This window comes from Burkholderia latens (assembly GCF_902499045.1).
GTDB lineage: Bacteria > Pseudomonadota > Gammaproteobacteria > Burkholderiales > Burkholderiaceae > Burkholderia > Burkholderia latens.
In genome coordinates, this window is the sequence record NZ_CABVPL010000039.1 from 1 (window position 1) to 12,968 (window position 12,968).

At 67.6% G+C, this 12,968-nt stretch carries 11 protein-coding genes; 6 read left to right on the forward strand and 5 right to left on the reverse strand.

Annotation, left to right across the window (positions count from 1 at the left end; all coding sequences use genetic code 11):
- Positions 1-117: 117 nt before the first annotated feature.
- The gene (locus BSE24067_RS22825) at positions 118-996 is read right to left on the reverse strand and encodes an AraC family transcriptional regulator (RefSeq protein WP_151066980.1); all 879 of its coding nucleotides are present in this window, start codon (positions 994-996) and stop codon (positions 118-120) included.
- A gap of 287 nt (positions 997-1,283) precedes the next feature.
- On the opposite strand from BSE24067_RS22825, the gene BSE24067_RS22830 reads away from it, so the two are divergent.
- Positions 1,284-2,741 (forward strand): mechanosensitive ion channel, encoded by a 1,458-nt coding sequence (locus BSE24067_RS22830; protein ID WP_151066979.1) that lies wholly within the window; start codon positions 1,284-1,286, stop codon positions 2,739-2,741.
- Between the two features lie 59 nt (positions 2,742-2,800).
- Here BSE24067_RS22830 and BSE24067_RS22835 read toward each other — a convergent pair whose 3' ends face one another.
- Positions 2,801-3,121, reverse strand: a complete 321-nt coding sequence (locus BSE24067_RS22835; RefSeq protein WP_151066978.1) for a hypothetical protein — start codon at positions 3,119-3,121, stop codon at positions 2,801-2,803.
- Positions 3,118-3,573, reverse strand: a complete 456-nt coding sequence (locus BSE24067_RS22840; protein ID WP_151066981.1) for a DUF2778 domain-containing protein — start codon at positions 3,571-3,573, stop codon at positions 3,118-3,120. Before BSE24067_RS22840 ends, BSE24067_RS22835 begins: the two co-directional genes overlap by 4 nt.
- 307 nt (positions 3,574-3,880) lie before the next feature.
- On the opposite strand from BSE24067_RS22840, the gene eat reads away from it, so the two are divergent.
- The 3 genes from eat to eutC all read left to right on the forward strand — a co-directional run bounded on the left by eat (position 3,881) and on the right by eutC (position 7,582).
- Complete coding sequence (eat, locus tag BSE24067_RS22845) at positions 3,881-5,293, forward strand: ethanolamine permease (protein ID WP_151066977.1); 1,413 nt, start codon at positions 3,881-3,883, stop codon at positions 5,291-5,293.
- A gap of 91 nt (positions 5,294-5,384) precedes the next feature.
- Positions 5,385-6,782: an ethanolamine ammonia-lyase subunit EutB gene (locus tag BSE24067_RS22850; protein ID WP_151066976.1), complete on the forward strand. Its 1,398-nt coding sequence runs from the start codon at positions 5,385-5,387 to the stop codon at positions 6,780-6,782.
- Positions 6,779-7,582 (forward strand): ethanolamine ammonia-lyase subunit EutC, encoded by an 804-nt coding sequence (eutC, locus tag BSE24067_RS22855; protein WP_151066975.1) that lies wholly within the window; start codon positions 6,779-6,781, stop codon positions 7,580-7,582. Before BSE24067_RS22850 ends, eutC begins: the two co-directional genes overlap by 4 nt.
- A gap of 15 nt (positions 7,583-7,597) precedes the next feature.
- Here eutC and BSE24067_RS22860 read toward each other — a convergent pair whose 3' ends face one another.
- Positions 7,598-8,482 carry a LysR family transcriptional regulator gene (locus BSE24067_RS22860; protein WP_151066974.1) on the reverse strand — a complete coding sequence of 295 codons (885 nt, stop codon included), beginning with the start codon at positions 8,480-8,482 and terminating at the stop codon, positions 7,598-7,600.
- Positions 8,483-8,641: 159 nt separating this feature from the next.
- Here BSE24067_RS22860 and BSE24067_RS22865 point away from each other — a divergent pair, with 159 nt between their 5' ends.
- Complete coding sequence (locus BSE24067_RS22865; protein ID WP_151066973.1) at positions 8,642-10,258, forward strand: MFS transporter; 1,617 nt, start codon at positions 8,642-8,644, stop codon at positions 10,256-10,258.
- A 113-nt stretch (positions 10,259-10,371) separates the two neighbouring features.
- Here the strand turns inward: BSE24067_RS22865 and BSE24067_RS22870 are convergent, their stop codons facing one another.
- Positions 10,372-10,800 carry a pyridoxamine 5'-phosphate oxidase family protein gene (locus BSE24067_RS22870; RefSeq protein ID WP_151066972.1) on the reverse strand — a complete coding sequence of 143 codons (429 nt, stop codon included), beginning with the start codon at positions 10,798-10,800 and terminating at the stop codon, positions 10,372-10,374.
- Positions 10,801-11,125: 325 nt separating this feature from the next.
- Here BSE24067_RS22870 and exaC point away from each other — a divergent pair, with 325 nt between their 5' ends.
- Positions 11,126-12,652 carry an acetaldehyde dehydrogenase ExaC gene (gene exaC, locus BSE24067_RS22875; protein ID WP_151066971.1) on the forward strand — a complete coding sequence of 509 codons (1,527 nt, stop codon included), beginning with the start codon at positions 11,126-11,128 and terminating at the stop codon, positions 12,650-12,652.
- Positions 12,653-12,968 lie beyond the last annotated feature (316 nt).

Consider the following 12,968-nt stretch of genomic DNA (forward strand, 5'->3'; position numbering starts at 1 on the left):
AAGCGCCAAGCGCCAAGCGCCAAGCGCCAAGCGCCAAGCGCCAAGCGCCAAGCGCCAAGCGCCAAGCGCCAAGCGCCAAGCGCCGAGCGCCGAGCGCGTGCCCAAGCCCCAAGCCCCTCAACGCAGCGGCAAATGAATCTCGGTCCGCAGATCGGCCGGCGCCGCGTCCATCGGCGTGTTCAGATACAGCTCGAACGGCGGCGCATCGGCCGCTTCGCGTCCCGAGTGACGCAGCCAGTCGCCGTACAGCCAGTGGTAGGCGGCCTTCAGATCCGCATACGGCCCCGTATGCAGCAGCACCGCATATTCGCCGCCGGCGATCGCGATGCGCTCGACCGGCGGCACCGGGTCGACGTCCGGCGCGCCGTCGGCCGGCACGACGCACGCTTTCGCGCGCAACTGCGCCTCCGGCGTCGTATCGGGATCGTCATAGTAGAGGCCGATCATCTTCGCGCCGAGCCCGAACAGCCCGCGCTGCCCGGCCCACGCGCCGATCTGCCCGAACGCATCGCCGACCTTCAGATACGCGCCCGTATGCGCAACCGCATAACCGTGCAGTGCCGGCACGCGCCTAATCTCGACTTCATGCTTGAACATGTCTTCCTCTCCTCGCTGTAACGGATAAATCGGCCGGTGGACGCCGGCGCGCCGGTGCCGCGCGGGCGGCACGCCATAAGCATCGCGAAATGCGCGGGCGAATGCGTGCGTCGACCCGTAGCCGGCGCGCCGCGCGATCGCGTCGAGCGGCAGCGTCGTGCACGCGAGATCCTCCGACGCACGCACGATCCGCATTCGCCGCACCGTCAGCACGACCGACTCGCCGTACAGCGCGCGATAGACGCGCTGCCAGTGATACGGCGACAGGCACGCGATGTCGGCGAGCCGGTTCAGGTCGAGCGTGTCGTCGAGGTGCGTGCGGATGTAATCGTGAACGCGCGCGATGCGCGCCGCATAACGCGCCCACGCGGGCGTTTCGGCTTTCGTGTCGATGGTCATGCGTGGGCCCCCCGGCGGAAATCGACGTCACGGTAGCACGCGGCCGATTGATAAATCTTGCGGAGATGCGTAGGCCGCCACCACGGCCGCCAAAATCCGCCCCTTTTTATTTCGCAGAAATTGGGTCTCGTCCCCGCCGATCTATGACTAAAGTTAAAGACGGTGAAATCGGGTGATCGCGTCATTTTTCTCGGGTAAGTTGCTACGGCGGCAACGCACGCTTTTCGAAGTACGCAGGTAGTTCGTCGATGTTCAATCGCAACGCCACGTTTTCGGGAGAAGAAGAAATGGATGCTTCCAGCTTCATCACGTCGCTGCAGACCACGCTGGGCGGATACCTGCCCAAGATCGCCGGGGCGATCGGCATCCTGGTGATCGGCTGGCTGATCGCGGTGGGGGTGCGGGCCGGCGCGCTGCGCCTGCTCAACGCGCTGAAGGTCGATCAACGGATCAGCGAAAGCACCGGGCAGGGCGCGTACGTGGAACGCATCATCGCGGGCGGGCTGTTCTGGCTCGTGCTGCTCGTCACCGCGGTGGGCATCTTCAACGTGCTCAACCTGTACGCGGTGTCCAATCCGTTCTCGCTGCTGGTCACGCACATCGTCAACTACCTGCCGAACCTGATCGGCGGCGCGGCGCTGACGCTGATCGCATGGCTGATCGCGTCGCTGTTGCGCAGCCTCGCGAACCGCGCGCTGAGGGCGAGCAAGGTCGACGCCGCGCTGTCCGAAAGCGCGGGCATGCAGCCGATGAGCGGCTATCTCGGCGACGTGCTGTTCTGGCTGGTGATCCTGATGTTCCTGCCGGCGATCCTGTCGTCGTTCGCGCTGTCCGGCCTGCTGTCGCCGGTGCAGGGGATGGTCGACAAGCTGCTCGCGATCGTGCCGAACATCTTCGCGGCCGCGGTGATCGGCTTCGTCGGCTGGATCGTCGCACGCGTGCTGCGCGGCCTCGTGACGAACCTGCTGGTAGCGGCGGGCGCCGACCGGCTGACCGCGAGCCTGGACAGCCCGACGCCGGTGCGCGTGTCGAGCCTGGCCGGCACGATCGTCTACGTGTTCGTGTTCGTGCCGACGCTGATCTCCGCGCTCGACGCGCTGAAGATCGACGCGATCTCGATTCCCGCGACCAACATGCTGAACCAGTTCCTCGGCGCGGTGCCGGACATCGTCGCGGCGATCGTGATCGTGCTCGTCACGTTCTACTTCGCGCGCTTCGTCGCATCGCTCGCGCAGCGGCTGCTGGAGGCCGCCGGCGTCGATGGGCTGCCGGTCGTGCTCGGCGTCGGCAGCGTGTTCTCGGGGATCCTGCAGCCGTCGGTCCTGGTCGCGCGGCTGATCGTGTTCTTCGCGATGCTGTTCGCATCGGTCGAGGCCGCGAACCGGCTCGGCTTCACGCAGGTGCGCGACGTCGTCACGCTGTTCATCGAATTCGCGGGCCACGTGCTGACGGGCGGCGTGATCCTCGTGATCGGCGTGTGGCTCGCGGGCCTTGCGCGCCGCGTGATCGAGCAGGCCGACCGCGAGCACAGCGTGCTGTTCGCGCGGATCGCGCAGTTCGCGATCCTCGGCCTCGTGTTCGCGATGGGGCTGCGCGCGATGGGCATCGCGAACGAGATCGTGCAGCTCGCGTTCGGCCTCGTGCTTGGTGCGATCGCGGTGGCGGTCGCGCTGTCGTTCGGCCTCGGCGGCCGGGAAGCGGCGGGTAAGTTGCTTGATCGCTGGTTCAACCAGCGCGGCCAATGACCGTGTGAGACCGCGTGCTGCCGGGCCGCCGCGTGCAGCCGGGCAGCAACGCGCGATGCTCAGCGGGAGGTCGGGTGTTCGTCGTTGTGGCGCGACGCGTGGCGACGCTTTCCGTTCGTCACGTAGCGCCACACCCGCCAGACAAGCCACCCCGCGAGCGTGATAGCCAGCACGTTCAGGAACGACAGCGTCAGCCAGAACAGGTCGTAGAAGAGTTCGGTATCGTCTCCATGAAGCCCGTACAGATCTTCGATCCATTCCACGACCCAATCGGGGTAAGTTGGGAAGTGGTCGACGTTGTGTGTCCAGACGTATTGGTAGAGCAAGGTGGCAGCGATCAACCAGACAACGAGCGCGCCGCCTTTCTTGAACGCTTTCATCGAACCGTTACCTTGCCGTATGCGCGGACTTCCGTTCCGGGGATGACTCCGCGGCCGCCGAGCAACATGCCTCGCACGATGTCGAAATCCGCCTGATTTTCGAGCGTGATGCACCCTTTGCTTGTTCCGGTGCCCGATTTCGGGTGCAGTCGAAATTCGCCTCTCGTCACACTGTTGCAAAATGTGTAATCGTCGATACGGCCATCATCCGCATAAAGTGCGAACCACTCGCGTTTTCCGGAAAATGCGTCCTTGAATCGACCAAGACGGCCACCAGACTGCCGATCGACAATGTAGTACGTACCGGTCGGGATCGGTCCGTAATTCCCCAAGCATTGATGGTCGCGTTTGTTGATATAGGGTGATTTACCTGAAAAAGCAGGAAATTTCCGCCCATTTATTTCAAATATGCTTATTGGTTCGTCGTTCAGGGTGAAGGTGCATCGATGCATTTTCATTTGCTCTCGTTCGTCAGCGGCTCACCACGGTATCACCGCCACCCTCTCAAAATTGTGCGCAGCGAGAACGGGAGCGACGCCGCCGGACAACGGCATGGGCGTCGGGTCGCATCCCGCGATGGAACGCGAACGCGACGATTGCAATCGCTCTGCTCGCTGACGACACGTTTCTGTAGCCTTCCCGTTGGCGAAACGTCAGCCGAAACCATTGCCGAATTTCGATAACACGTCGTTTTATGACTCTCTAGCATCGATTCTCAGTCGCGCGGGCCGGCAGGCCGGCGCCTTTCAGGAGAATCCGATGAAAGCAGAGTCGAATGGCCGGCCCGCCGCCGGCGCCAAGTCGTCCGGCCAGCCCGCGCTGCAGCAGACGCTCGGGACCTGGCAACTGTGGGGCATCGCAGTCGGCCTCGTGATTTCCGGCGAATACTTCGGCTGGAGCTACGGCTGGGCGAGCGCGGGCACGCTGGGTTTCGTCATCACCGCGCTGTTCGTCGCGGCGATGTACACCACCTTCATCTTCAGTTTCACCGAGCTGACGACGTCGATCCCGCATGCGGGCGGCCCGTTCGCGTATGCACGCCGCGCGTTCGGCCCGACCGGCGGCTATCTGGCCGGCGCGGCGACGCTCGTCGAGTTCGTGTTCGCGCCGCCCGCGATCGCGCTCGCGATCGGCGCGTACCTGCACGTGCAGTTTCCGGGGCTCGAACCGAAACACGCGGCGATGGGCGCGTATCTCGTGTTCATGGCGCTGAACATCGTCGGCGTGCAGATCGCCGCGACGTTCGAGCTCGTCGTCACGCTGCTGGCGATCTTCGAGCTGCTGGTGTTCATGGGCGTCGTGTCGCCGGGCTTCGCGTGGAGCAACTTCATGAAGGGCGGCTGGTCGGGCGCCGATCATTTCAGCGTCGGCGCGTTCCACGGGATGTTCGCGGCGATCCCGTTCGCGATCTGGTTCTTTCTCGCGATCGAAGGCGTCGCGATGGCCGCCGAGGAAGCAAAGAATCCGAAGCGTTCGATCCCGATCGCGTACGTCGCGGGGATCCTGACCCTCGTCGCACTCGCGATCGGCGTGATGGTGTTCGCCGGCGGCGCGGGCGACTGGACGAAGCTCGCGAACATCAACGATCCGCTGCCGCAGGCGATGAAGTACATCGTCGGCGCGAACAGCGGCTGGATGCACATGCTCGTGTGGCTCGGGCTGTTCGGGCTCGTCGCGTCGTTCCACGGGATCATCCTCGGCTACTCGCGCCAGATCTTCGCGCTGGCCCGCGAAGGCTATCTGCCGGAGTGGCTCGGCAAGGTGCATCCGCGCTTCAAGACGCCGCATCGCGCGATTCTCGCGGGCGGTGTGGTAGGGATCGCCGCGATCTACAGCGACGAGCTGATCCAGTTCGGCGGCCAGACGCTCACCGCGAACATCGTGACGATGTCGGTGTTCGGCGCGATCGTGATGTATATCGTAAGCATGGCGGCGCTGTTCAAGCTGCGCCGCTCGCAACCGAACATGGCGCGACCGTTCCGCGCGCCGCTGTACCCGTTCTTCCCGGCGTTCGCGATCGTTGCGGCCCTGATCTGCCTCGGGACGATGGTGTACTTCAACGGGCTGGTCGCGATGGTGTTCGTCGCGTTCCTCGCGCTCGGCTACGCGTACTTCCTCGCGACCCGTTCGCAGCGCGCCAGCGCGCCGGGCGACGCGCTGCTGGAGGAGTGAGCGGCATGAACGCGAACGGCCATTCCTGACGGCAACCGGCGCGCCCCGTCGAACGGGCGCGCCGTCGGCATTTGGCAAGGAGATTCGAACGATGTCCTATACGGAGACGATCGGCCCGCGCACGTACCGTTTCGCGGACCTGAAGACGCTGCTCGCGAAGGCGAGCCCGCTGCGCTCGGGCGACCAGCTCGCCGGCGTCGCGGCGGCGAGCGAGGAGGAGCGCGTCGCCGCGAAGATCGCGCTCGCGGGCGTGCCGCTGAAGGCGTTCCTGAACGAAGCGTTGATCCCGTACGAACATGACGAGGTCACGCGGCTGATCATCGACGATCACGACGCGGCCGCGTTCGCGGAGATCTCGCACCTGACCGTCGGCGATTTCCGCAACTGGCTGCTGTCGCCCGCGGCCGACGGCGCGGCGCTCGAGCGGATCGCGCCGGGCCTCACGCCGGAGATGGTCGCGGCCGTGTCGAAGCTGATGCGCAACCAGGACCTGATCGCGGCCGCGAGGAAGCGCCGCGTCGTCACGCGGTTTCGCAACACGGTCGGGCTGGCCGGCCGGATGTCGGTGCGGCTGCAGCCGAATCATCCGACCGACGACGTGAAGGGCATCGCCGCATCGATGCTCGACGGGCTGATGTACGGCTGCGGCGACGCGATGATCGGCATCAATCCGGCGACCGACAGCCTCGCGGCGATCGTGAAGCTGCTCGCGATGATCGACGGGTTCCGCGAACGCTACGGCGTGCCGACGCAGTCGTGCGTGCTCACGCACGTGACCAACACGATCGCGGCAATCGAGAAGGGCGCGCCGGTCGACCTGGTATTCCAGTCGATCGCCGGCACCGAGAAGGCGAACGCGAGTTTCGGGATCTCGCTCGCGCTGCTCGGCGAGGCGCGTGACGCCGCGTTGTCGCTGAAGCGCGGCACCGTCGGCAACAACCTGATGTATTTCGAGACGGGGCAAGGCAGCGCGCTGTCGGCGAACGCGCATTTCGGCGTCGACCAGCAGACCTGCGAGGTGCGTGCGTATGCGGTCGCGCGCAAGTTCGATCCGTTCCTCGTGAACACGGTGGTCGGCTTCATCGGGCCGGAATACCTGTACGACGGCAAGCAGATCATCCGCGCGGGGCTCGAGGATCACTTCTGCGGCAAGCTGCTCGGCGTGCCGATGGGCTGCGACATCTGCTACACGAATCACGCGGAAGCCGACCAGGACGACATGGACACGCTGCTGACGCTGCTCGGCGCGGCCGGCATCAACTTCATCATGGGGATTCCGGGCGCGGACGACGTGATGCTGAACTACCAGAGCACGTCGTTTCACGACCAGCTGTACGTGCGCGAGGTGCTCGGGCTGCGCCGCGCGCCCGAATTCGAGGAGTGGCTCGAAACGATGGAAATCGCCGACGCGCATGGCGCGCTGCGCGCCGCGAGCGCACGCGTGCCGCTGCTCGCGGGCGCGAACGACTGGATGGGGATTTCCGCATGAGCGACGCCGTCGAGAAGAATCCGTGGGCGCAACTCAAGTCGTTCACGAACGCGCGGATCGCGCTCGGCCGTGCGGGCAGCAGCCTGCCGACCGCGCCGCTGCTCGCGTTCAACCTGTCGCACGCGCAGGCGCGCGACGCCGTGCACCAGCCGCTCGACGCCGATGCGCTGCGCCGCGAGATCGATGCGGCCGGGTTCGCGACGCTCGGCGTGCAGAGCGCCGCGCCCGATCGTCAGCATTATCTGCGCCGGCCGGATCTCGGCCGCAAGCTGTCCGACCACGGACGCGCGCTGCTGGCCGGCTACGGCGCGGCGCTCGACGAGCCGCCGGAGGTCGTGTTCGTGGTCGGCGACGGGCTGTCGGCGTTCGCGGCCGCGAAGCAGGCGCTGCCGTTGCTGCAGGCGGTGTGCCCGCGGCTCGCCGCGGACGGCTGGCGGATCGGGCCGGTGGTGGTCGCGACGCAGGCGCGCGTCGCGCTCGGCGACGAGATCGGCGAGCTGCTGCGCGCGCAGGTCGTCGCGATGCTGATCGGCGAGCGGCCGGGGCTCAGCTCGCCGGACAGCCTCGGCGTGTATCTCACGTGGGCGCCGAAGGTCGGCTGCCACGACGCGCTGCGCAACTGCATCTCGAACGTGCGGCCCGAAGGGCTGCCGCATGCCGCCGCCGCGCACAAGCTGCATTACCTGATGACGCATGCGCGCCGGCTCGGGCTCACCGGCGTCGGACTGAAGGACGACAGCGACACGCTGTTGCCGCAGCAGGAAGCGGAACGGATCGGGGAACGGATCGGCGCGGGGTGAGCGTGCGCCAGCTGGCTACTTGAACAGCCGCTCGCACAGGAAGTCGACGAACACGCGCAGCTTCGGCGACAGCTGCCGGCTCGACGGCCACACGATCGAGAACTGCCCCGGCGCGATCCGGTAGTCGTCGAGCACGGTGACGAGCGCGCCGCTCTCCAGCGCGTCGCGCGCGAGGAAGTCGGGCATGTAGCCGATGCCGAGCCCGGCCATGACCGCGCCGCGCAGCGCTTCCATGTTGTTGCACGTCATCGCGGTGCGCAGCTTCAGCGGCGTGCCGTCGGCGGCGGCGAGCGCCCAGTCCTGCAGCTTGCCGGTGGTCGGGAAGCAGTAGCGCACGCAGTCGTGCGCTTCGAGTTCGCGCGGTAGCCGCGGCGTGCCGGCCCGCGCGAGATACGCGGGCGTCGCGCACAGCACGAACGCGAACGGGCCGAGTCGCCGCGACATCAGGCTCGAATCCGACAGCGGCCCGCTGCGGATCACCGCATCGAAGCCGCCTTCGACGACGTCGACCATCCGGTCGTTGAAATCCAGATCGAGCTCGACATCCGGGTAGCGCTGCCTGAATTCGGGCAGCACCGGCAGCAGGAAGCGGTAGCCGATCACCGGCAGGCTCACGCGCAGCTTGCCGCGCGGGCGCTGCGCGGAGGCCGTCACCGTGGCTTCCGCGTCGCGAAGATCCTCGAGGATCCGCTGGCAGCGTTCGTAGAAGTGGCGGCCTTCGTCGGTCAGCGTGACGCGGCGCGTCGTGCGGTTGAACAGGCGCACGCCGAGCGACTGCTCGAGCCGCGCGATCGTCTTGCCGACGGCGGACGCCGAGATGCCGAGCGCGCGGCCGGCCGCGACGAAGCTCAGCGCTTCGGCGGTGCGGACGAAGGCGGCGATGCCGTTCAGGTTTTCCATCGGCTTGGGCGAGCGGGAGCGGGGATCAGGCGCAAAGAAGCAGATTGCGGAATTTTAATCCGTTAAATCCGGAATCTCGCACGGTTTTTCATCGATTGAGTCGGAATTATCCTTGATCGCTGTTGACGCGCATTCGCGCGGGCTTTTCGAGGAGCGATGATGGATCACCCGTTTTCAACTGTTGCGGCGACGTCGGCACGCCGGCGCGCGTGGGTGCTCGCGGCCGTCTGCATGGCGGCCGTCGCGCTGCCGCTGTCGTTTTCGGGCGGCGCGGTCGCGACGCCGGCGATCGGCCGCGACCTGCACGGCGGCCCGGTCGCGATGAACTGGATCACCAACGCGTTCATGCTCGCATTCGGCAGTTTCCTGATGGCCGCCGGCGCGCTGGCCGACCAGTTCGGGCGCAAACGATTGTTCGCGAGCGGCGTCGGCGGTTTCACGCTGATGTCGGTCGCGCTCGCGTTCGCGCCGTCGATGCTCGCGGTCGACCTGCTGCGCGCCGCGCAAGGGCTCGCGGCCGCCGCGGCACTTGCGGGCGGCACGGCCGCGCTCGCGCAGGAGTTCGACGGCGCGGCGCGCACGCGCGCATTCAGCCTGCTCGGCACGACGTTCGGGATCGGGCTCGCGTTCGGGCCCGTGCTCGCCGGCTGGCTGATCGCGCAGTACGGCTGGCGCGCGATCTTCGTCACGGGCGCGGTGGCCGGCGTGCTGTCGCTCGCGTTCGGCCTGCCGCGCATGCACGAGTCGCGCGATCCGCATGCGACCGGGCTCGACTGGCCCGGCACGACGGCATTCACCGTCGCGCTGACGCTGTTCACGTTCGGCGTGATCGAGGCGCCCGCGCGCGGCTGGACGCATCCGCTCGTCGTCGCGCTGCTGGCCGGCGCGGCGCTCGGCGCATGCGCGTTCGTCGCGATCGAGACGCGCGTCGCGCGGCCGATGCTCGATCTGTCGCTGTTCCGGATTCCCCGTTTCGTCGGCGTGCAGGTGCTGCCGGTGTCGACGTGCTGCTGCTACATCGTGCTGCTCGTCGTGCTGCCGCTGCGCTTCATCGGCATCGACGCGTTCAGCGAAATCGACGCGGGCTGGCTGATGCTCGCGATCTCCGCGCCGATGCTCGTCGTGCCGCTCGTCGCGGCGACGCTCACGCGCTGGCTGCCGGCCGGCGTGATCTCCGGGCTCGGGCTGCTCGTCGCCGCTGCAGGGCTCGTGTGGCTGGGCGTCGCGCTGCGCGGCGGCGCGGGGCCCGCGGCGATCGCGCCGATGCTCGCGATCGGGGTCGGGGCCGGCATGCCGTGGGGGCTGATGGACGGGCTGTCGGTCAGCGTCGTGCCGAAGGAGCGCGCGGGGATGGCGACCGGGATCTTCAGCACGACGCGCGTGGCGGGCGAAGGGATCGCGCTCGCGATCGTCGGCGCGGTGCTGGCGACGCTCGCGCACGACGATTTGCGGCAGGCGGCGGCAGCGACGGTCGGCGCGCCGGATGCGACGCTGCGCGCCGCCGCGCGGCTCGCGACCGGCGATCTCGCGGGCGCCGCAGCCGTGTTGCCTGGCGTCGATCGCGCGGCGCTGCTCGCGAGCTATACGCACGCGTTCGATCGGCTGCTGATCGGGCTCGCGGTCGTGACGGTGCTGTGCGCGGGCGTGGTGTTCGCGTTTCTCGGCGCGCGGCCGGCGCCGACGGAAGCGCGCGTCGATGAACGTGTGCAGCCGCGTGATGAAGCACCGGCGCGGCGCCGCGCGGAAGCGGCGTGTGCGGACGCAAGCGGGCGGTAAGCGCAGTGCCGTGAACGGCATGGCTCGGCACATCGGGCTTGCCCAGGCGGCTGTCGCGTCTCACCGCTGATGCGTGTCCGGGCGAGCGCGACGCTGGCATCGCGCAGCCGCGATCACGCCAGCACGAGCGGCGGCAACTCCGCGTCGGCCCGCGCGTGCGCGTGCTCCACTTCGACGATCACGTAACGCCGCGCATCGGGCCACAGGTGCGCGTGGCGAGCGGCCGCTTCATCGATCGTCGCGCGCCCTTGCACGAGCCACGTCGTCTGCCGGACGAAGTCGACGAACAGCAGCGCGATCGCCGGATTCACGAGCAGGTTGCCTATCGTGTTGAACAGGTTGTTGCCCGCGAAATCGGGCAGCACGAGCGTGCGGCGGTCGCGCACGTCGACGAGCGGCTCGAACGAGCCGTCCGCGCGCGGCTGCCGGCCGCGATACGAACAGTCGCTGTCGCCGGCCTCGTTCGCGGTCGCGACGATCAGGAACGCCTGTTCGCGGATGAACGCGACGGCGTCGTCGCTCAGAGGAGCCGGATGGGTCATGGTTCGATCGGCGCGTGGCCGGTGCGTGCGGATTCGCATTCGTCATGCAAGCGACATGCCACGCGGAGAGCCCGGCAGCACCGCGACGCATGTGCCGATGCGCGACGCCGCTGTGAAAAATCCGAACACCGGCCGCGCCGCTGTGCCGTCGCGTTGTTCAGAATCGGCACACTCGTTTGCCGTGCGCCGGCACCGCCCGCGGCGGGCGCCCGGACGCACCGCTCCTGTTCCGTTGCGAGCCGGTTTGGCACGCATGTTGCGTAAACCGTGCAGCGCGATCCAACCGGCGCTGCATTCACACAAGCACGATGAACAGGAGACATGTATGAACCCGTTTGACCTGAAGCAACTGGGCCTCGACGTCGAATATCCGTATCGTCAGCAGTACGACAACTACATCGGCGGCAAGTGGGTTCCGCCGGTGAAGGGCGAGTATTTCGAGAACGTGTCGCCGATCAACGGCAAGCCGTTCTGCCGCGTGCCGCGCTCGGGCGCCGACGACATCGAGCTCGCGCTCGATGCCGCGCACGCCGCGCGCCGGAAGTGGGGCAAGACGTCCGTCGCCGAGCGCGCGAACCTGCTGCTCGCGGCCGCCGACCGGATGGAAAAGAACCTGAAGCTGCTCGCGGTGGCCGAGACGATCGACAACGGCAAGCCGCTGCGCGAGACGATGGCCGCCGACCTGCCGCTCGCGATTGACCACTTCCGCTATTTCGCGGGCTGCATCCGCGCGCAGGAAGGCGGCATCTCCGAGATCGACGACAACACCGTCGCGTATCACTTCCACGAGCCGCTCGGCGTGGTCGGGCAGATCATCCCGTGGAACTTCCCGCTGCTGATGGCCGCGTGGAAGCTCGCGCCGGCGCTCGCGGCCGGCTGTTGCGTCGTGATGAAGCCGGCCGAGCAGACGCCCGCGTCGGTGATGGTGCTGATGGAGCTGATCGGCGACCTGTTCCCGGCCGGCACGATCAACATCGTCAGCGGCTTCGGCAAGGAAGCGGGCGAGGCGCTCGCGACCAGCAAGCGGATCGCGAAGATCGCGTTCACCGGCTCGACGCCGGTCGGCAAGCACATCCTGCGTGCGGCGGCCGACAACCTGATCCCGTCGACGGTCGAACTGGGCGGCAAGAGCCCGAACATCTTCTTCGCAGACGTGCTCGACCAGGACGACGCGTTCCTCGACAAGGCGCTCGAAGGCCTCGCGATGTTCGCGCTGAACCAGGGCGAGGTGTGCACGTGCCCGTCGCGGATCCTGATCCAGGAATCGATCTACGAACGCTTCATCGAGAAGGCGGTTGCGCGCGTCGAGCGGATCAAGGCCGGCCACCCGCTCGACCTGCAGACGATGATCGGCGCGCAGGCGTCGCAGCAGCAGCTCGACAAGATCCTGTCGTACATCGACATCGGCCGCGACGAAGGCGCGCAATGCCTGACCGGCGGCGAGCGCACGGCGCCGGCCGCGGAACTCGGCACGGGCTACTACGTGAAGCCGACGATGCTGCTCGGCAACAACAAGATGCGCGTGTTCCAGGAAGAGATCTTCGGGCCGGTCGCGTCGGTGATGACGTTCAAGGACGAGCAGGAAGCGATCGAACTCGCGAACGACACGTTCTACGGGCTCGGCGCGGGCGTGTGGACGCGCAACGGCACGCGTGCGTACCGGATGGGCCGCGAGGTCGAGGCCGGGCGCGTGTGGACCAACTGCTATCACCTGTACCCGGCGCATGCGGCGTTCGGCGGCTACAAGCAGTCCGGCATCGGCCGCGAGACGCACAAGATGGCGCTGTCGAACTATCAGCAGACGAAATGCCTGCTGGTCAGCTACCAGGCGGAGGCGCTCGGGTTCTTCTGATCGCCGTACGTAGCGGCGAAGTGCCTGCCGGGGCGGCCGGGCGGTGGGGTAACGCCGCCCGGCCGTGTCGCGGTGACGGGTGGGCCGGTTGCGGACGGCCGGTTGCGGACGGCCGGTTGGGGCTGGGCGGTTGCGGCGGCTGCCGACGCTTGGTTGTCGACGATCGGTTGTGGGCGCCCGGTCGCGAATGCCTGGTTTCCGACGAACCGCGTCCGGCGGCCGGCTCCCGACGAACGGTTTCTGCCGGGCGGCCGCTTACGGCGGTGTGCCCGGCGCGGGATTGCCGAAGAAACCTCGACGGCCGGACGCGGCCCGT